Origin of the sequence: Marisediminicola sp. UYEF4, from assembly GCF_040546025.1 — a bacterium.
Classification (GTDB): Bacteria; Actinomycetota; Actinomycetes; order Actinomycetales; family Microbacteriaceae; genus Marisediminicola.
In genome coordinates this window covers 154126-173272 of sequence record NZ_JBEPNA010000002.1, presented here as the reverse complement: position 1 = coordinate 173272, position 19147 = coordinate 154126, and the positions used below count along the sequence as shown (strand labels likewise).

Sequence of the window (19147 nt, the reverse complement as noted above, 5' to 3'; positions counted from 1 at the left end):
CGGGCCACGCCCGCGTCCCGTAACCTGATCGGGTGGCCGCGACTCGCGCGGCTTCGATGAAAGAGCTCTCCGTGGACATCTCCCTGCTTCGCCACTTCGTTCAGGTCGTCGACACGCTCGACTTCGAGCGGGCCGCAGCGGCGCTCGCTATTCCGCGGTCGACCCTGAACGCATCGATCCGGCAGCTCGAGGCCGAGGTCGGCACGCCGCTGTTCATTCGCGTCGACGGTTCGGTCACCCTCACTCCGGCGGGCGAGGCCATCGTCGACGATGCTCGCGCCGAGCTCGCGAACCCGACTCCCAAGGCCCCCGGCTCCGTTCGCAAGGCGTCGAAGCCCAGCGCCGGCGGCAAGGCCAAGGCGTCGAAGGGCAAGGGCCGTGCACCAGCGGTGAAGGGGCAGGCTGCCCCGGGCAAGCGTCGGCAGTCGCGCTGATCGAAACCGAACCGCGCGGTCCTTGTTCACCCGCGCGGTTTGTCTCACCACAGGCTGACACGTTGGGAATCACACCCGCGCGAGTGAACAGCGGGCGCGCGAGCTGTGACCTGGCCGAAGCCGCACCCCTACTGCCCGACCGCGAGCCGCACGCCGAGGGCGATCATGACAACGGCGATGGACGCGTCGAGAACCCGCCACGCCCGGGGTCTGGCGAACAGTGGCCGCAGCAGCCTGGCTCCGAATCCGAGCACGCCGAACCAGAGGAAGCTCGCGAGCACGGCGCCTCCCGTCCACCACCAGCGTTCCGCCGCGTCCTGCTGGGACGCCACCGCACCGAGCAGCAGTACCGTGTCGAGGTACACGTGGGGGTTCAGCCAGGTGAGCGCGAGAACGGTCGTCACCGCCACCCGCAGACCGGTCTGCTGGCCCGCACCCGCGGTCAGGAGCGCCGCCGGGCGGAAGGCACGCCGCGCGGCGAGCAACCCGTAGACGATCAGGAATCCGGCACCGAGCACACGCACGATGACGAGCGCGACCGGCGCGGACTCGACGATCGCTCCCAACCCGATCACCCCCGCCAGGATCAGGGCGGCATCGGACAGCGCGCAGATGGCGACGACGGGCGCGATGATGCGAGTGCGGCCCTCGATTCCGAGCCGGAGCACGAAGGCATTCTGGGCCCCGATCGCGATGATGAGCGACAGCCCGGTCACGAGGCCCAACAGGGCAGGGAGCAGGGTCGCGGAGAAGGTCACGGCATCACGATACGGCCGACCGTCACTCCAGCCCAGCTACGGTTTCTTCGCCGCCATAAGCTGACCTTATGCAGCGCTTCTCGCTCGACCAGCTCGCCACCCTTCGCGCCGTGATCGACGAGGGCACATTCGAGGCGGCGGCGGGGCGGATGCATGTCAGCGCATCAGCCATCTCGCAGCGGGTGAAGGCGATGGAGCAGGCGGCCGGGCAGGTGCTCGTGCGCCGCACCGCCCCGGTCACGCTCACCCCCGCTGGGGATGTGCTGCTCCGCTACGCCCGGCAGATCGAGCTGCTCGAGGCCGACACCCTGCGCGAGCTCGACGACGGCCCAGACGGCGGGCAGCATCTCCTGGTCCCGCTCGCGGTCAACGCCGACAGCCTTGCGACGTGGTTTCTCGGTTCCCTCAGGGAACTCGGCGAGGAGCTCGGCGCGACCTTCGACCTGCACCGCGAAGACCAGGAGCACACGATCTCACTGCTGCGGGCCGGCACCGTGATGGCCGCGGTGACCACCACCCGGGCGTCCATCCAGGGCTGCGTGACCGAGCCGCTCGGGCTCATGCGCTACCGCGCGGTGGCCGCTCCGGCATTCGTCGCCAGGTGGATCCCACAGCATCCCGACCTCGCGGCCCTCACCGATGCGCCCGTCGTCACCTTCGACCGCAGTGACGAGCTGCAGCGCGCCTTCGTGCTCGCCCGAACGGGCGGGGTCGGCGGCCCGAGTCACTACGTCCCGGCGTCCCACGACTTCGCCCGCGCCGTGGTGCTGGGTCTCGGCTGGGCGCTGCTCCCCGAGCAGCAGTGTCTCGCCGAGATCGACGACGGCACGCTCGTGGAGCTCGCGCCGCGTCATCCGGTCGACGTCGCGCTCTACTGGCAGCGCTGGAACCTCGCGTCTCCGCTGCTCGACGCGGTGTCGCGGGCGGTACGTGAGGCAGCGGCAACCGCGCTGCACCCGTTCTGAGCCGGGGCGCCCCGCTGGCCCTGCTAGGCTCGACACACACCAGACATCCTTTAACCACCGTCCAGAGAGACGGGGAAGGAGGTCAGATTGCCTCCCAGAGTAGTTCTGCGGCACGCTGACATCGCCCGCGCGTTGACTCGGATCTCGCATGAGATCCTCGAGTCCAATCGCGGCCCCGACGATCTGGTCATCCTCGGCATCCCCACACGTGGGGTCATTCTGGCCGAGCGCATCGCCCGGCTGATCTCAGACATCTCCGGGCGGCCCGTGGCCTCGGGATCGCTCGACGTGACGATGTACCGCGACGACCTCTCCCGCAACCCGACGAGGGCCCCCTCGCCGACACGCGTTCCCTCGTCCGGCATCGACGGCTCCGTTGTCGTGCTCGTCGATGACGTGCTCTACTCCGGCCGCACGATCCGCTCGGCCCTCGATGCACTCGGCGACATCGGACGCCCGCGCATCGTGCGCCTCGCCACCCTCATCGACCGCGGTCATCGTGAGCTGCCGATCCGGCCCGACTTTGTCGGCAAGAACCTGCCGTCCGCCCAGGGCGAGCGAATCTACGTGCGCCTGCACGAGAGCGACGGCGACGAGTTCGTCAGCATCGACAGCGGCGAGACCAGCAGCGAGACCAGCGGCGAGAACACCGGCCAGAACGGGGCACAGAAGTGAAGCACCTGCTCAGCACCCGCGACCTGGCGCGCGTCGAGGCGATCGGCATCCTCGACGTCGCCGAGGACATGGCCGATGTGCAGTCCCGGGAGGTCCGCAAGCTGCCGACCCTACGCGGCCGCACCGTCGTGAACCTCTTCTTCGAGGACTCCACCCGCACCCGCATCTCGTTCGAGGCGGCCGCAAAACGGCTGAGCGCCGACGTCATCAATTTCAGCGCGAAAGGCTCGAGCGTGTCGAAGGGCGAGAGCCTCAAGGACACCGCGCAGACCCTCGCCGCGATCGGGGCGGATGCCGTCGTGATCCGGCATCCGGCATCCGGCGCCCCCCAGGTGCTCGCGCAAAGCAACTGGATCGAGGCCGGCATCATCAACGCCGGCGACGGCACCCACGAGCATCCGACCCAGGGCCTCCTCGACGCGTTCACCATCAGGAAGCGCCTGCACGGCACCGCGTCGCGGGGCAGATCGCTCGACGGCGTTCGCGTGACGATCGTCGGCGACATCCTCCACTCGCGCGTCGCCCGCTCGAACGTCTGGCTTCTCACGAGCCTCGGCGCCCAGGTGCACCTCGTCGCCCCGGCGACCCTGCTGCCGGTGGGCATCGTGAACTGGCCCGTCACCGTCGGCTACGACCTCGACGAGGCCATCGACGTCGGCACCGACGTCGTGATGATGCTGCGGATCCAGTCCGAACGGATGATGTCGGGCGGGTTCTTCCCGAACGCCCGGGAGTACTCGAGGCGCTGGGGCCTCGACGACGCGCGGGTCGACCGTCTCCCCGCCGCTACCATGGTGATGCACCCGGGTCCCATGAACCGCGGCCTCGAGATCTCCTCCCGCGCCGCCGACTCACCCCGATCGACAGTGCTCGAGCAGGTCGCAAACGGGGTTTCGGTGAGGATGGCAGTGCTGTACCTCGTCTTGTCTGGGGAACGCGGAGAACTTTCATGACAACCACACTTCTCGTCACCAGCGCGACCCTCGTCGACGGAACCCGCACCGACCTCGTCGTGCGCGACGGTCGCATCAGTGAGGTCGGCACCGGCCTCAGCGCCACCGGCGCACGGGTGATCGACGCCGACGGGCTCACCGCCCTGCCCGGCCTCGTCGACCTGCACACGCACTTGCGCGAGCCCGGCTTCGAGCACAGCGAGACCGTGCTGACCGGATCTCGTGCGGCGGCGATCGGCGGATTCACGGCGGTCCACGCCATGGCCAACACCTCTCCCGTCGCCGACAACGCCGGAGTCGTCGAGCAGGTCGAGTCGCTCGGCCGGCGCGCCGGGTACGTCACCGTGCGCCCGATCGGCGCCGTCACTGTGGGACTTGCCGGCCAGCAGCTCTCTGAGATCGGCGCGATGGCGAACAGCCGCGCGCGGGTGCGGGTCTTCTCCGACGACGGCAAGTGCGTCTCGGACGCCCTCCTGATGCGCCGCGCCCTCGAATACGTGAAGACCTTCGACGGCGTCGTCGCGCAGCACGCTCAGGAGCCCCGGCTCACCGAGGGCGCCCAGATGAACGAGGGAGTCGTGAGCGGCGAACTCGGGCTCGCCGGCTGGCCCGCCGTCGCCGAGGAGGCGATCATCGCTCGCGATGTGCTGCTCGCCCAGCACGTCGGCGCCCGCGTGCACATCTGCCACCTGTCGACGGCGGGATCCGTCGAGGTGGTGCGCTGGGCGAAGGCGAGGGGCATCCGCGTCACCGCCGAGGTGACCCCGCACCACCTGATGCTCACCGAGGAGCTCGTCCGCAGCTACGACGCGCGCTACAAGGTCAACCCGCCACTGCGGCGCGAGGAGGACGTGCTCGCACTGCGCGCCGGACTCGCCGACGGCACCATCGACATCATCGCGACCGACCACGCGCCGCATCCGTCCGAGTCGAAGGACTGCGAGTGGCACGCCGCGTCGATGGGCATGGTCGGTCTCGAGTCCGCCCTCTCCGTCGTGCAGGCCTCTGTCGTCGACACCGGGATGCTCGGCTGGAACGACATCGCCCGGGTGCTCTCGCGCACCCCAGCCGCGATCGGCCGCCTCGACGGGTACGCCGACGGAATCGCGGTCGGCGCGCCCGCCGAGTTCACCCTCTACGACTCCGCGGCGAGCCGCGTCTTCGACACCGACGCTCTCGCGGGACAAGGCCGCAACTCGCCATTCCTGCAGCTCACCCTGCCGGGCCGCGTCGTCGCGACGGTGCACCAGGGCTACCCGACCGTGCTCGACGGGCAACTCGTCGACGAGGACACCGTCTCGGCGGCCGCCGCCGGTGTCGAGGCAGCTGGGAGTGCCCATGGATAGCCGCGTCATCTCCGGCGCCATCGTGCTGGCGGTGCTCGTACTCCTTCTCACGCTCATGTACGCGGGGTGGCGGCGACGCCAGCGGCGCCAGTCGGGCATCCCGAGGCCCCAGGGCCTTCCCGAGCTGACCGGACGCGAGATCATCACGGCCGAGGCCTTCTACGTCGCCTCGACGATGACCGACGAACCACTCAACCGCATCGCCGTCGCCGGCCTCGGCTACCGCGCCCGCGCCCGCCTGCGGGTCTTCGAGTCGGGGATCTCGCTCGGGATCGCGGGGGAGCCGGATGCCTTCATCCCGCGCTCCGACCTCGTGGCCGTCGAGCGCGCCACCTGGACCATCGACCGCGTCGTCGAGACCGGCGGCCTCGTGCGCATCGTCTGGCGACTCGGCGACACCACGATCGACAGCTATCTCCGCGTGCCGGAGCCCACCGACCCGTCGGAGCTCATCCGCGCGGTCGAGTCAATCATCACGGCGCCGACCCGCGCCAGGAACGAGGAACAGTGACGAGCATGGATCCAGCAGTGCTGGTGCTCGAAGACGGCACCCGGTACGTCGGGCGGGCCTGGGGCGCGCGCGGGCGCACATTCGGCGAGGCCGTGTTCTCGACGGGGATGACGGGTTACCAGGAGACCCTCACCGACCCGAGCTACGCCGGGCAGATCGTTCTCATGACTGCCCCGCACATCGGTATCACCGGGGTCAACGACGAGGACCCGGAGTCCCGCCGCATCTGGGTCAACGGCTTCGTCGCGCGCGACCCCTCCCGCATGGTGTCGAACTTCCGCGCGAACGGCAGCCTCGACGACCAACTCGTCACCGACGGGATCGTCGGCATCAGCGGCGTCGACACGCGTGCCGTCACCCGCCGGCTGCGCGACGCCGGTGTCATGCGCTCCGGCATCTTCTCCGGCGAGGATGCCGCGCTCGACCCGGCCGAGCAGCTGCGGCTCGTGCAGTCCGGCGAGGACATGCGCGGCCTCAACCTCTCCGACCGGGTGTCGGTCAGCACGCAGTACCGGATCGCGCCGGAGGGGGAGCGGATCGGACTGGTCGCGGTTCTCGATCTGGGCGTCAAGGAATCCACCCTGCGCTACCTCGCCGCGCGCGGCTTCGAGGTGATGGTCCTGCCGCAGTCGGTGTCGGCCGGGCAACTGCGCGACCTCGACCCCGACGCGCTCTTCTTCTCCAACGGCCCGGGCGACCCGAGCGCATCCGACGCCCACGTCGCCCTGCTGCAGGGCGCCCTGCGCGACGGCGTGCCGTTCTTCGGCATCTGCTTCGGCAACCAGCTCCTCGGCCGAGCCCTCGGCTTCGGCACCTACAAGCTGCCGTTCGGCCACCGCGGCATCAACCAGCCGGTCGTCGACAAGTCGACCGGGCGGGTCGAAATCACCTCGCACAACCACGGCTTCGCGGTCGACGCGCCCATCGGGGCACCCACCCCGTCCCCGGCCGGCTTCGGCCTCGTCGAGGTGAGCCACGTCAACCTCAACGACAACGTCGTCGAGGGCCTCAACGCCCTCGAGATCCCCGCCTTCTCGGTGCAGTACCACCCGGAGGCCGCCGCGGGGCCGCACGACGCCAACTACCTCTTCGACCGGTTCCGCGACATGGTGCTCGCCACCATCGCCGCCCGTGCGGACAACGCCCGTGCCAACAAGAAGGACGACAAGTAATGCCCAAACGCGACGACATCAACTCGGTCCTGGTCATCGGGTCCGGGCCCATCGTCATCGGCCAGGCCGCGGAGTTCGACTACTCCGGCACCCAGGCCTGCCGGGTGCTGCGCGAGGAAGGCGTGCGCGTCATCCTCATCAACTCCAACCCCGCGACGATCATGACCGACCCCGGATTCGCCGACGCGACCTACGTCGAACCGATCACCTGGGAGGTCATCGAGACGATCATCGCCAAGGAGCGGCCGGATGCCGTGCTTCCGACCCTCGGCGGGCAGACGGCGCTCAACGCGGCGATCGAACTGCACGAGCACGGGATCCTCGAGAAGTACGACGTCGAGCTGATCGGCGCGAACTTCGAGGCGATCCAGAAGGGCGAGGACCGCCAGATCTTCAAGGAGCTCGTCATCGCCTGCGGTGCCGAAGTGGCCCGCTCGCACATTGCCCACACGGTCGAGGAGGCCATCGGATTCGCCGACGACCTCGGCTACCCGCTCGTCATCCGCCCCTCGTTCACGATGGGCGGGCTCGGCTCCGGATTCGCCTACACGCCAGACGAACTCGTGCGCATGGTCACCGACGGCCTGCACCAGAGCCCGACGACGGAGGTGCTGCTCGAGGAGTCCATCCTCGGCTGGAAGGAATACGAGCTCGAGCTCATGCGCGACACGGCCGACAACACCGTCGTCGTCTGCTCGATCGAGAACGTCGACCCCGTCGGGGTGCACACCGGCGACTCGATCACCGTCGCGCCGGCACTGACCCTCACCGACCGCGAATACCAGAAGCTCCGCGACATCTCGATCGACATCATCCGCGCCGTCGGCGTCGACACTGGCGGCTGCAACATCCAGTTCGCCGTCGACCCCGCCAACGGTCGCATCATCGTCATCGAGATGAACCCGCGCGTCTCCCGCTCCTCCGCCCTTGCCTCGAAGGCCACCGGCTTCCCGATCGCGAAGATCGCCGCGAAGCTCGCCATCGGGTACCGGCTCGACGAGATCCAGAACGACATCACCAAGGTCACCCCGGCCTCGTTCGAGCCCACCCTCGACTACGTCGTCGTCAAGGTGCCGCGGTTCGCGTTCGAGAAGTTCCCGGCCGCTGACGCGACCCTGACGACGACGATGAAGAGCGTCGGCGAGGCGATGGCGTTCGGCCGCAACTACGCGACAGCGCTGCAGAAGGCGCTGCGCTCGCTCGAGAAGCGTGGGTCGAGCTTCCACTGGGGCGACGAACAGCGTTCGATGGACGAGCTCCTCGCCGCATCCGCGATTCCCACCGACGGCCGCATCGTCACGCTGCAGCAGGCGCTGCGCGCCGGCGCGACCAACGCCCAGGCCCATGCCGCGACCGGCATCGACCCGTGGTTCATCGACCAGATCGAGCTCATCAACGAAGTTGCCGCCGACGTTGCGGCTGCGGAGCACCTGAATGCGAGCGTGCTGCGCCACGCCAAGGACCACGGGTTCAGCGACGCGCAGATCGCGCAGTTGCGCGGGCTCGACGAGCCGGAGGTGCGCGGCGCCCGCTGGGCTCTCGACGTGCGTCCGGTCTTCAAGACCGTGGACACCTGCGCCGGCGAGTTCCCCGCACTGACCCCATATCACTACTCGAGCTATGACCTCGAGACCGAGGTCGTGCCGAGCGAGCGGCGCAAGGTCGTCATCCTCGGCTCGGGCCCGAATCGCATCGGGCAGGGCATTGAGTTCGACTACTCCTGCGTGCACGCCTCGTTCACCCTCGCCGAGGCCGGGTACGAGACGATCATGATCAACTGCAACCCGGAGACGGTCTCGACCGACTACGACACCTCCGACCGCCTCTACTTCGAGCCCCTCACCCTCGAGGATGTGCTCGAGGTCATCCACGCCGAGAGCCTCAGCGGCGAACTGGTCGGCGTTGTCGTGCAGCTCGGCGGGCAGACGGCGCTCGGGCTCGCCCACGGTCTGCAGGCGGCCGGAGTGCCGATCCTCGGAACGACGCCCGATGCGATCGACCTCGCCGAGGAGCGCGGCCTGTTCTCCGGGATCCTCGACGCGGCCGGTCTCGTCTCGCCGCGCAACGGCACCGCGATCGACTTCCGCGGCGGCGTCACCATCGCCGAGGAGATCGGCTACCCGGTGCTCGTGCGCCCGTCCTACGTGCTCGGCGGCCGCGGGATGGAGATCGTCTACGACAGCCCGTCGCTCGAAGACTACTTCCACCGGATGTCCGGCCAGGGCATTATCGGACCATCGCATCCGCTGCTCATCGACCGCTTCCTCGATGACGCGGTCGAGATTGACATCGACGCGATTTACGACGGCACCGAGCTCTACGTCGGCGGCGTCATGGAGCATATCGAGGAGGCCGGCATCCACTCCGGTGACTCCAGCTGCACCCTGCCTCCGGTGACGCTCGGCCGCGACCAGATCGCGCGCGTCGTCGAGGCGACCCTCGCGATCGCGCAGGGCATCGGCGTGAAGGGGCTGCTCAACGTGCAGTTCGCGATCGGCGCCGGGGTGCTCTACGTGCTCGAGGCGAACCCGCGCGCATCGCGCACCGTGCCGTTCGTGTCGAAGGCCCTCGGCATCCCGCTCGCCAAGGCCGCGGCCAGGGTGATGGTGGGGGAGAGCATCCGCGACCTCATCGAGAGCGGGCTGCTTCCCGAGCAGGATGGCGCGATCGTGCCCATCGACTCGCCGGTCGCGGTGAAAGAGGCGGTGCTGCCGTTCAAGCGGTTCCGCACCAAGGACGGCCTCATCGTCGACTCGGTCCTCGGCCCGGAGATGCGCTCGACCGGGGAGGTGATGGGAATCGACGAGAACTTCCCGAAGGCGTTCGCCAAGAGCCAGGAGGCGGCCTACGGCGGCCTCCCGTCCGGCGGTGCCGTGTTCGTCTCGGTCGCCGATCGCGACAAGCGTGCGATCATCCTGCCAGTGCTGCGGCTCCAGCAGCTCGGGTTCGAAATCCTCGCGACGATCGGCACCGCCGAGATCCTCGGCCGCAACGGCATCCGCGCGACCGTCGTGCGCAAGTACTCGCAGGGCGGCTCCTCGCCCGAGGACGAACCGTCGATTGTCGACCTCATCAACCAGGAGCGCGTCGACGTCGTCATCAACACGCCCAGCGGGCGCAGCGCCCGAGCGGACGGGTACGAGATCCGGGCTGCGGCCGTCGCGGCCGACAAGCCCCTGTTCACTACGATCGCGCAGCTCAGCGCCGCGGTCGCCTCCTTCGAGGCGATCCAGAACGGCTTCGACGTGAAGTCGCTGCAGGCGTACGCGATCGAGCGGGCGGCGCGCCTGTGATCGGCTTCGGCACGCGCCTGGAGCACGCCATCGACGGCCACGGGCGCCTCTGCGTCGGCATCGACCCGCACCCCTACCTTTTGGGCCAGTGGGGCCTCGGCGACGACGCGGCCGGCCTGCGCGACTTCGGCCTGCGCGTCGTCGAGGCGAGCGCCGGCCGGGCGGGCATCGTGAAGCCGCAGGTGGCATTCTTCGAGCGCCACGGGTCCGCGGGCTTCGCCGCGCTCGAGGAGGTGCTGAGGGTGGCCCGCGCCGCGGGCCTGATCGTCATCGCCGACGCCAAGCGCGGCGACGTCGGCTCGAGCGTCGAGGCGTACGGCCAGGCGTGGCTGACCCCCGGCTCCCCGCTCGAAGCCGACGCGATGACCGTCAGCGCCTTCCAGGGCGTCGGGTCGATCAAGGCGCCGCTCGACCTCGCGGCCCAGCATGGCAAGGGGCTCTTCGTGCTCGCTGCGACCTCGAATCCCGAGGCGGCGGCCATCCAGACGGCCGTCATCGGGTCGGGCGCGCGTAGCGGACTGACGGTGGCAGCGGGTATCGTCGCCGACGTGACCGACTGGAACCTGGGCGACCCCTCCGCCCGCATCGCAAGCGTCGGCGTCGTGCTCGGAGCCACTGTCGACTTCGCCGCGTACGGTATCGACACCGCGCCCGCCGGCGCCGGACCGGGAACGCCCATCCTTGCCCCGGGCTTCGGGCACCAGGGCGCCAGGTTCGACCAGGTCGACGCGATCTACGGCACCGCCGCGAGCCGCACCATCGTGGCCGCGTCGCGCAGCATCCTTTCCGCCGGGCCGTCCGGGCTCGCCGCGGCGATCACCTCCCACGCGAACGAGGTCGGCGCATGACGCAGTCAGGTCCACCACCCGTCGACCGGGTCGCGGCATCCCGCGCCGCCGTGGCAGCGCGCCGCCGCCGTGCGGCCGTGAAGCACGCTGTCGCGACGCGGCAGCGCAGCGCCGTAGACGTGCTCGACACCGCGTGGAGCGATCCGGACGCCGTCGCCGAGGGCACCCTCCGGGTGCGGGAGCTGCTGACCAGCGTTCCCACCCTCGGCCCCACCCGCACCGCCAAGGTCATGGCCGAGTTGCAGATCGCCGATTCGAAGCGGGTCGGCGGCCTCGGCTCCCGCCAGCGGGACCGGTTGCGGGACTGGCTCGTCGTACGGGAGAGCCGGGGGACGGACACCGCGAAGGCCAAGCTCGTCGTCCTCGCCGGGCCGACCGCGGTCGGCAAGGGCACCGTCTCCGCCTTCATCCGGGAGAACTACCCCGACGTGCACCTCTCGGTGTCCGCGACGACGAGGGCCCCACGGCCCGGCGAGGTCGAGGGGGTCAACTACTTCTTCGTGAGCGACGAGGAGTTCGACCGCCTCGTCGAGCGGGGCGAGATGCTCGAGTGGGCGAAGGTGCACAACGCGTTCCGTTACGGCACGCCGCGGCGACCCGTCGACGACAACCTCGGCGAGGGCAGCAGTGTTCTGCTCGAGATCGACATCCAGGGCGCGCGACAGGTGAAAGCGGCGATGCCGCAGTCCGTGCTCGTATTCCTGCTGCCCCCGACCTGGGACGAACTAGTGCGCCGCCTCATCGGCCGCGGCACCGAGGGGCCTGCCGAACAGCAGCGCCGGCTCGAGACCGCGAGGGTCGAGCTCGCCGCGCAGCACGAGTTCGACTACCGCGTCGTGAACGGCGACGTCGCCGAGGCAGCCGAGGAGGTCGTAGACTTGATGAGATTGCGCCCTCGCGCTGCCCACGACTTCGGCTGATCCGGCCGCATCCGCTTTCACTCACACGCTTATTCACAGAAGGAGCACCACATGGTTGACAAGGCAAAGGGCATCATCGATCCGCCCATCGACGAGCTGCTGACGAAGGTCGACTCGAAGTACGCGCTCGTCATCTTCGCCTCGAAGCGTGCTCGCCAGATCAACGACTACTACGCCGACCTCCACGAGGGAAGCCTGTTCGACAACGTCGGACCGCTCGTCGACTCCACGATCGAAGACAAGCCCCTCTCGGTCGCGCTGCACGAGATCAACGAGGACAAGCTCGTCGCGAAGCCTCTCGCCGAGTAGCCCCGACCCTCGACCCCGCGCCCAGATCTCGCGCCCAACGCCGACACCATGACCGACCCCGGCACGCGGTGGCCGCTCGCCAGCCGCCCGCTGAACATCGTGGTCGGGGTCACCGGGGGAATAGCGGCCTACAAGGCCGTCGGGGTCATCCGCGCGTTCGTGCTTCTCGGGCACGACGTGCACGTGGTGGCGACGGATGCCGCGCTGCGCTTCGTCGGACGCCCGACGCTCGAGGCGATCAGCCGCAACCCGGTGCACACCGACCTCTACGAGGGCGTCGCGCAGGTCAGGCATGTGGCGATCGGCCAGGCGGCCGACCTCATCGTCGTCGCGCCGGCGACGGCGAATTCGATAGCGAAGCTGGCGACCGGTCTCGCCGACGACCTCCTGGGCACCACGATTCTCGCGAGCACCGCCCCCGTCGTCATCGCCCCCGCGATGCACACCGAAATGTGGGTCAGCGCCGCGACAGCCGCGAACGTCGCGACCCTCCGCTCTCGGGGCATCCGCATCGTCGGCCCGGGAACCGGCCAGCTGACGGGGTCGGATGCCGGGCTCGGGCGCATGGTCGAACCCGACGAGATCGTTGTGGCGGCACTCGCCGCGCTGCGCCCGAGGGACCTCGCCGGTCGGCGGGTGCTCGTCACCGCCGGCGGCACACGGGAGGCCATCGACCCGGTGCGCTACATCGGAAACCGTTCGAGCGGCCGACAGGGTGTCGCGATCGCCGAAGCCGCGTCCCTTCGGGGCGCCACCGTCGAGCTGATCGGCGCGAACCTCGAGGTGGCGCCGCCCCTCGGCATCCGCCTGACCGAGGTCAGCTCCGCCGCCGAACTGGCCGCCGCCGCCTCCTCCTCATCCACCCGCGCCGACATCATCATCATGGCCGCCGCCGTGGCCGACTACCGCCCGGAATTCTCGGCCGAGGCGAAGATCAAGAAGGAGGCGCAGGGCGACCGGATGCGGATCGACCTCGTCAAGAATCCCGACATCCTCGCCGGCCTCGTGTCCACGCGCCACCGGGGTCAGATCATCGTCGGTTTCGCCGCCGAGACCGAACCGGACGACTCCGAGCTGCTCGCCCTCGGCCGGGCGAAGGTGATCCGCAAGGGCGCCGACTATCTCGTCCTCAACAGGGTCGGCTGGACGGAGGGCTTCTCGGTTCCTGACAACCGGGTCCTGGTCATCGATCTGGCCGGGGATATAGTGATGGAGGCCTCCGGGAGCAAGATGTCGGTGGCCGATCGCATACTCGACCTGCTGGCCTGACCGCACCTGTTCGGCCAGCGGCCTGTCCCGCTCGGGTCTGCGCCCCTGATTCGCACGGCACCCCGACGGAGTGGATCCGTCCGCCCGCCAACTTCCAGCTACGAGGCACCCATGAGTACGTCACCGTCCGGCCTGCGCCAGTTCAGCTCCGAATCCGTCACCGAGGGACACCCCGACAAGATCTGCGACCAGATCTCCGACGGCATCCTCGATGCGCTGCTCGCCGAGGACCCGCACAGCCGCGTCGCGGTGGAGACCCTCGTCACCACCGGCCTCGTCCACGTCGCCGGCGAGGTCACGACCACGGGCTACGTCGACATCCCGACCCTCGTGCGCGACACGATCACCTCGATCGGCTACAACTCGTCCGAGGTGAGCTTCGACGGCAGCAATTGCGGTGTGACCGTCTCCATCGGGTCGCAGTCGCCGGAGATCGCCCAGGGCGTCGACCGGGCCCTGGAGGCCCGCGGCGGCGACGACGACGCTCTCAACGCGCAGGGCGCCGGCGACCAGGGCCTCATGTTCGGATTCGCCACCCGCGAGACCCCCGAGTTCATGCCGTTGCCGATCTGGCTCGCCCACCGCCTCGCCGAACGGCTCGCCGCCGTGCGCAAGGAGGGAATTGTCGATTACCTCCGCCCGGACGGAAAGACGCAGGTGACGATCGGCTACGACGGGCTCGTTCCGCGCACCGTCGAGACCGTGGTGATCTCGGCCCAGCACGCCCCGACCGTGTCGGACGCGACCCTCGCGCGTGAGATCGAAGAGCTGGTGATCAAGCCCATCCTCGAGCTCACCGGGCTCGACTTCGGCTCGGCGGACATGCTCATCAACCCCACCGGCCGGTTCGAGATCGGCGGCCCGAAGGGCGATGCCGGGCTCACCGGGCGCAAGATCATCGTCGACACCTACGGCGGCGCCAGCCGGCACGGCGGGGGCGCGTTCAGCGGCAAAGACCCGTCAAAGGTCGACCGCTCGGCGGCGTACGCAATGCGCTGGGTCGCGAAGAACGCCGTCGCGGCCGGTCTCGCCGATCGGCTCGAGGTGCAGGTCGCCTACGCGATCGGCAAAGCCGCGCCGGTGAGCCTGTACGTGGAGAGCTTCGGCACCGGCCACGTCGACGACGACGTGATCGGCCGGGCCATCCGCGACGTATTCGACCTGCGCCCCGCCGCGATCATCCGCGATCTCGATCTGCTCCGCCCGATCTACGCGGCCACCTCGACCTACGGGCACTTCGGCCGCGAGCTTCCCGACTTCACCTGGGAGAAGCTCGACCGAGTCGAGTCGCTGCGCAGCGCCGCCGGGCTGTAACCATGACGACCCCCGCTCCGATCGCGCGGGTGATGGTCGATTCACCGCTGCCCCAGCTCGACCGGCTGTTCGACTACGCCGTGCCCGCCGCGATGGCGGCCGATATCGCTCCCGGGGTGCGCGTTCGCGTGCCGCTCCGGTCGGCGGGACGCATCGCCGACGGATTCGTGATCGAGGTCGTCACCGAGATCGACTACACGGGCGTGCTCAGCGAACTCGAGGCCGTGGTGTCGACCGCACCCGTGCTCACCCCGGAGGTTGTGGCACTCGCGCGGGCCGTCGCCGACCGCGCCGCCGGCACCGCCAACGACGTGATCAGGCTCGCGGTGCCGAAACGCCAGGTGCGGGTCGAGAAGGCCTGGCTCATGGGCAAGGCCGACGGCGCGCCCGCTGCAGTCGAGCCCGATCCGGTCACGGCGGCGGACGTCGCCGAGTATCCGGCCGACCGGCTCGCCCAGGCGATCGCGGGCGGCGAGAAGCACGCCGTCGACGCCGTGCCACGGGTCGTCGCACTGCCGGACGGACAGCAGGTGGGGCACTGGGCGACGACGATGGCGGCTGCTGCGACCCACGCGCTCGCGAGCGGTGGCAGCGCGATCCTCTCGGTACCCGATTACCGCGACCAGGAGCAGCTCGTCGCCGCCCTCGAGGCGGTGCTGCCCTCGTCGCGTATCGTGCACCTCGACGCCAGGCAGTCCAATCCCGACCGATACCGCGCCCACCTCGAATGCCTGGGGGAGACCCCGCTCGCGATCGTCGGCAACCGCTCGGTCGTCTACGCGCCGGCCGTGAGGCTCGCGCTCATCGCCGTGTGGGACGACGGTGATCCGCTGCACGCCGAGCCGCTCAGCCCCTATGTGCACACCAGGGACGCCGCGCTCGTGCGCCAGCAGCAGCAGGGCTGCGCGCTCGTCTTCCTCGGCCACTCCCGCAGCACCGAGGTCGAGCGGCTCGTCGAGATCGGCTACCTCACAAGCCTCGGTCCCTCCCGCAGCTACTCCCCGAAGGTCGTCCCGACCGCCCAGCAGGCGCCGCAAGACCGGTACGCGGCGATCGCCCGCATCCCCTCGACGGCCTGGCGGGAGGCGAAGACGGCGCTCGCGACCGGGCCGGTGCTCGTGCAGGTCGCGCGCCCCGGCTTCGCGCCGCGCCTCGCCTGCGACTCCTGCGGGCAGTCGGCCAGATGCCGGCACTGCGACGGGCCGCTCGGCACGAAGACGTCGAGTTCGGTGCCCGCGTGCACGTGGTGCGGCAAGCCCGCCGCCGCCTGGACCTGCGGCAACTGCGAGGGCACGCGGCTGCGGCAGGTCGGGCAGGGCACGGTGCGCACCGCTGAGGATCTCGGACGCGCCTTTCCCGGCGTGCGGGTGATCATCGCCGACGGAGACCGGCCGCTGCTGCACGTCGACGCCGTGCCCGCCCTCGTGGTCGCCACGAGGGGGGCGGAGCCTCTCGCCGCTGGCGGCTACCATGCCGTGCTGCTCCTCGACGGGGAGCGGATGCTGGCCAGGGAGAGCCTGCGCGTCGGCGAGGACTGCCTGCGCTGGTGGGCCAACGCCGCGGCACTCGCGAAACCGGGTGCCCCCGTTGTGCTCGTCGGGGTCGGCGGCGCCCTTGCCACGGCTCTCGCGACCTGGCGGCCCCAGTCGTACGCCGCCGCGGAGCTCGTCGACCGACGGCGGCTGAGGTTCCCGCCGGCGATCAGGGTCGCAACGGTCACGGGCACCGCCGACTCGGTCGAAAAGGCGCTCGCGAGCATCGCCGGCCTCGCCGGCGCCGACGTTCTCGGCCCCCTCGACACGGATGCCGGCGTGCGTGCGATCGTGCGATTCGACTACTCCCAGGGCCCTGCCGTTGCCGCGGCGCTGCGGGCCGAGATCATCCGGGCGGCCACCGTCCGACGCAAGCGCGTTCCCGGCAAGAGCATCCCCCTCGCGCTGCCTACACTGAAAGTTCGGTTCGACGACATCGAGCCGTTCATCGAGTGAAGAGCCACGTGACCCACCTCAAAATCGTCTTCGCCGGCAGCCCCGGCGCCGCCGTCCCCAGCCTCCGCGCGATCGCCGCAACCGATCACGCCATCGCGGCGGTACTCACCCGCCTCGACTCGCCCAAGGGCCGCAAGCGCGTGCCCACCCCCACCGATGTGGGGGCAGCTGCGACCGAGCTTCGCCTCCCGACCATCAAGTCGAACCGGCCGGGCGACGAGGTGACGGAGCAGATCACCACGCTCACCGCCGACCTCGGTGTGATCGTGGCCTACGGCGCGATCCTGCGCGAACCGCTCCTCTCGACCCCGCGGCTCGGTTGGATCAACCTGCACTTCTCGCTACTTCCGCGCTGGCGCGGCGCCGCCCCCGTGCAGAGGGCGATCATCGCCGGCGACCAGCTCACCGGCGCCAGCGTGTTCCAGCTCGTGCCGGAACTCGACGCGGGCGACATCTACGGCCAGTTCACCCAGCCGATCGGCGGCAACGAGACCGCCGGGCACCTGCTCGACTCCCTCGCCGCCGGCGGCGCGGAGCTGCTCGTGCGGGTCATCGATGCGATCGCCGACGGCAGCGCGAGGGGCGAGCCCCAGGCCGGCGACGTGACGCGAGCCCCGAAGCTCACCCTCGAGGACGGCCGTATCGACTGGACCGCGCACGCGAGCACTGTGCACGACCTCATCCGCGGAGTGACACCGGAACCGGGCGCCTCCACCACCATCGACGGCGCCCGGCTGAAGGTGCTCGACGCGGCCATCGCGCGGGATGCCGCCCGGATTGCCCCCGGGCAGCTCCGGCTCGACGGGCGCCGCGTCCTCGCCGGCACCGCGAGCGACGCGATCGAACTCGTCACGGTGCAGCCGGCCGGCAAGAACGCGATGGCCGCCGCCGACTGGTGGCGCGGCCGGCCCGCCGATGCGAGGATGATTGTCGAATGACCAGTGACGCCGGGCCACCTCGCAACCAGAAGCGGCGCCCGCCGCGGCGCCCCGCCCAGGCCCAGCGCGTGCAGCCGGCCCGCCGCGTCGCATTCGACGTGATCCGCGCGGTGACCGAATCCGACGCCTACGCGAACCTGCTTCTTCCCACCCGTCTCGAGCGGGCAGGGCTGAGCGGGGCGGACGCCGGACTCGCGACCGAGCTGACCTACGGCACCCTCCGGATGCAGGGCTACTACGACGCCGTCATCCGGATCGCGGCCGGGCGCGAGACCGACAGGATCGACCCGCCCATCCTCGACGTGCTGCGCCTGGCGACCCACCAGCTGCTGTCGATGCGCACCGCGCACCACGCCGTCGTCGACGAGGCGGTGTCCCTCGCCCGGGAAGTCGGCTCCCAGTCGGCCACCGGTTTCGTGAACGGGGTGCTCCGAACGATCACCCGGACCGAGCCAGCAGACTGGCACGAGCGGGTCATGGACGAGCCGCGGACCGACGACGAGCGCCTCGCGATCGAGTACTCCCACCCGGTCTGGATCGTGCGCGCGTTCCGCCGGGCCCTGGCCGCCGAAGGGCGCGAAATCGAGCTCGAAGACCTCCTCGACGCCGACAACCTCGCTCCGCGGGTGAGCCTCGTCGCTTTGCCGGGCCTGTCGAGCACCGACGACTTGCCCAGGTCGCGCCCCGCGCGTTTCTCCCCCCTCGGCGTCGTGAGCGAGGGCGGCGACCCGGCCCGCTGGCCCGTCGTGCAGACCGGGCACGCGCGTGTGCAGGACGAGGGCTCCCAACTGGCCGCCCTCGCCCTCAGCCGTGCCCGCCCGGCCGTCGCCGGGGAACGCTGGCTCGACATGTGCGCCGGTCCAGGAGGCAAGGCCGCACTGCTCGCCGCCGAGGCCGCCGCCGTCGGCGTGACCCTCGTCGCCAACGAGATCCTCCCCGTTCGCGCCGAGCTCGTCCGCTCGGCACTCGCGGCCATCCCGAACCCGCCGCAGGTGCTCGTGCAGGACGGCACGACGATCGGCCAGACCCTCCCCGAGCAGTTCGACCGCATCCTCATCGACGCGCCATGCACGGGACTCGGCGCGCTCCGCAGGCGCCCGGAGGCACGCTGGCGCAAGCAGCCGAAGGACGTCGCCGAGCTGCAGAAGCTGCAGGCCAGGCTGCTCGAATCCGGGATCGACGCACTCAAGCCCGGCGGTATCCTCGCCTACGTCACCTGCTCGCCGCACCTCGCGGAGACCACCGGCATCGTCGAGGGCGTTCTGAAGCGGCACGGCGGCCGCATCGAGCGGCTCGACACCGCCGCGGTGCTCGCCGGCGTGACGGTGGAACCGCTCGAGCTGGGCGACCGGGGCGAGCGGACACCCGGGCATGTGCAGCTCTGGCCGCATCGGCACGGCACCGACGCGATGTTCATCTGCCTGCTGCAGAAGGTCCAGGACTAGGGCCGCCGG

At 70.3% G+C, this 19147-nt stretch carries 17 protein-coding genes; 16 read left to right on the top strand and 1 reads right to left on the bottom strand.

Annotated features, from left to right (window positions below):
- The first annotated feature begins 71 nt into the window (after positions 1–71).
- A complete protein-coding gene (locus ABIB15_RS03745; protein ID WP_354475361.1) occupies positions 72–434 on the top strand; it encodes a LysR family transcriptional regulator in 363 nt (120 codons plus the stop codon).
- A gap of 128 nt (positions 435–562) precedes the next feature.
- On the opposite strand, the gene ABIB15_RS03740 is transcribed toward ABIB15_RS03745, so the two are convergent.
- Positions 563–1192, bottom strand: coding sequence for a LysE/ArgO family amino acid transporter (locus tag ABIB15_RS03740; protein WP_354475359.1), 630 nt, complete (start codon positions 1190–1192; stop codon positions 563–565).
- A gap of 68 nt (positions 1193–1260) precedes the next feature.
- Between ABIB15_RS03740 and ABIB15_RS03735 the strand changes: the two genes are divergently transcribed.
- The 15 genes from ABIB15_RS03735 (at position 1261) to ABIB15_RS03665 (ending at position 19138) form a co-directional block, all read left to right on the top strand.
- On the top strand, positions 1261–2157 hold the full coding sequence (locus tag ABIB15_RS03735) for a LysR family transcriptional regulator ArgP (protein WP_354475358.1): 897 nt from the start codon (positions 1261–1263) through the stop codon (positions 2155–2157).
- An 87-nt stretch (positions 2158–2244) separates the two neighbouring features.
- On the top strand, positions 2245–2832 hold the full coding sequence (gene pyrR, locus ABIB15_RS03730; RefSeq protein ID WP_354475357.1) for a bifunctional pyr operon transcriptional regulator/uracil phosphoribosyltransferase PyrR: 588 nt from the start codon (positions 2245–2247) through the stop codon (positions 2830–2832).
- On the top strand, positions 2829–3785 hold the full coding sequence (locus ABIB15_RS03725; RefSeq protein WP_354475355.1) for an aspartate carbamoyltransferase catalytic subunit: 957 nt from the start codon (positions 2829–2831) through the stop codon (positions 3783–3785). Before pyrR ends, ABIB15_RS03725 begins: the two co-directional genes overlap by 4 nt.
- A complete protein-coding gene (locus ABIB15_RS03720; RefSeq protein WP_354475354.1) occupies positions 3782–5131 on the top strand; it encodes a dihydroorotase in 1350 nt (449 codons plus the stop codon). The genes ABIB15_RS03725 and ABIB15_RS03720 overlap by 4 nt, the downstream gene beginning before the upstream one ends.
- The gene (locus ABIB15_RS03715; RefSeq protein WP_354475353.1) at positions 5124–5642 is read left to right on the top strand and encodes a PH-like domain-containing protein; all 519 of its coding nucleotides are present in this window, start codon (positions 5124–5126) and stop codon (positions 5640–5642) included. The genes ABIB15_RS03720 and ABIB15_RS03715 overlap by 8 nt, the downstream gene beginning before the upstream one ends.
- Before the next feature lie 5 nt (positions 5643–5647).
- Positions 5648–6814, top strand: a complete 1167-nt coding sequence (carA, locus tag ABIB15_RS03710; RefSeq protein ID WP_354475351.1) for a glutamine-hydrolyzing carbamoyl-phosphate synthase small subunit — start codon at positions 5648–5650, stop codon at positions 6812–6814.
- Complete coding sequence (gene carB / locus ABIB15_RS03705) at positions 6814–10107, top strand: carbamoyl-phosphate synthase large subunit (protein ID WP_354475350.1); 3294 nt, start codon at positions 6814–6816, stop codon at positions 10105–10107. Before carA ends, carB begins: the two co-directional genes overlap by 1 nt.
- A complete protein-coding gene (gene pyrF / locus ABIB15_RS03700; RefSeq protein WP_354475348.1) occupies positions 10104–10955 on the top strand; it encodes an orotidine-5'-phosphate decarboxylase in 852 nt (283 codons plus the stop codon). The genes carB and pyrF overlap by 4 nt, the downstream gene beginning before the upstream one ends.
- The gene (gene gmk / locus ABIB15_RS03695; RefSeq protein WP_354475347.1) at positions 10952–11875 is read left to right on the top strand and encodes a guanylate kinase; all 924 of its coding nucleotides are present in this window, start codon (positions 10952–10954) and stop codon (positions 11873–11875) included. The genes pyrF and gmk overlap by 4 nt, the downstream gene beginning before the upstream one ends.
- 51 nt (positions 11876–11926) lie before the next feature.
- Positions 11927–12184: a DNA-directed RNA polymerase subunit omega gene (rpoZ, locus tag ABIB15_RS03690; RefSeq protein WP_354475345.1), complete on the top strand. Its 258-nt coding sequence runs from the start codon at positions 11927–11929 to the stop codon at positions 12182–12184.
- A 48-nt stretch (positions 12185–12232) separates the two neighbouring features.
- On the top strand, positions 12233–13453 hold the full coding sequence (gene coaBC, locus ABIB15_RS03685) for a bifunctional phosphopantothenoylcysteine decarboxylase/phosphopantothenate--cysteine ligase CoaBC (RefSeq protein WP_354475343.1): 1221 nt from the start codon (positions 12233–12235) through the stop codon (positions 13451–13453).
- Positions 13454–13564: 111 nt separating this feature from the next.
- Complete coding sequence (metK, locus tag ABIB15_RS03680) at positions 13565–14767, top strand: methionine adenosyltransferase (protein ID WP_354475341.1); 1203 nt, start codon at positions 13565–13567, stop codon at positions 14765–14767.
- Positions 14768–14769: 2 nt separating this feature from the next.
- Complete coding sequence (locus ABIB15_RS03675) at positions 14770–16755, top strand: primosomal protein N' family DNA-binding protein (protein WP_354475340.1); 1986 nt, start codon at positions 14770–14772, stop codon at positions 16753–16755.
- A gap of 8 nt (positions 16756–16763) precedes the next feature.
- Positions 16764–17693, top strand: coding sequence for a methionyl-tRNA formyltransferase (fmt, locus tag ABIB15_RS03670; RefSeq protein ID WP_354475339.1), 930 nt, complete (start codon positions 16764–16766; stop codon positions 17691–17693).
- Complete coding sequence (locus ABIB15_RS03665; protein WP_354475337.1) at positions 17690–19138, top strand: RsmB/NOP family class I SAM-dependent RNA methyltransferase; 1449 nt, start codon at positions 17690–17692, stop codon at positions 19136–19138. The genes fmt and ABIB15_RS03665 overlap by 4 nt, the downstream gene beginning before the upstream one ends.
- Positions 19139–19147 lie beyond the last annotated feature (9 nt).

Excerpts from the sequence above, each read along its gene's own strand:
- gmk (WP_354475347.1), top strand. The coding sequence starts at position 10,952 with ATGACGCAGTCAGGTCCACCACCCGTCGACCGGGTCGCGGCATCCCGC.
- ABIB15_RS03735 (WP_354475358.1), top strand. The coding sequence starts at position 1,261 with ATGCAGCGCTTCTCGCTCGACCAGCTCGCCACCCTTCGCGCCGTGATC.
- ABIB15_RS03665 (WP_354475337.1), top strand. The coding sequence starts at position 17,690 with ATGACCAGTGACGCCGGGCCACCTCGCAACCAGAAGCGGCGCCCGCCG.
- carA (WP_354475351.1), top strand. The coding sequence starts at position 5,648 with ATGGATCCAGCAGTGCTGGTGCTCGAAGACGGCACCCGGTACGTCGGG.
- ABIB15_RS03675 (WP_354475340.1), top strand. The coding sequence starts at position 14,770 with ATGACGACCCCCGCTCCGATCGCGCGGGTGATGGTCGATTCACCGCTG.
- coaBC (WP_354475343.1), top strand. The coding sequence starts at position 12,233 with ATGACCGACCCCGGCACGCGGTGGCCGCTCGCCAGCCGCCCGCTGAAC.
- ABIB15_RS03720 (WP_354475354.1), top strand. The coding sequence starts at position 3,782 with ATGACAACCACACTTCTCGTCACCAGCGCGACCCTCGTCGACGGAACC.
- metK (WP_354475341.1), top strand. The coding sequence starts at position 13,565 with ATGAGTACGTCACCGTCCGGCCTGCGCCAGTTCAGCTCCGAATCCGTC.
- ABIB15_RS03715 (WP_354475353.1), top strand. The coding sequence starts at position 5,124 with ATGGATAGCCGCGTCATCTCCGGCGCCATCGTGCTGGCGGTGCTCGTA.
- rpoZ (WP_354475345.1), top strand. The coding sequence starts at position 11,927 with ATGGTTGACAAGGCAAAGGGCATCATCGATCCGCCCATCGACGAGCTG.
- carB (WP_354475350.1), top strand. The coding sequence starts at position 6,814 with ATGCCCAAACGCGACGACATCAACTCGGTCCTGGTCATCGGGTCCGGG.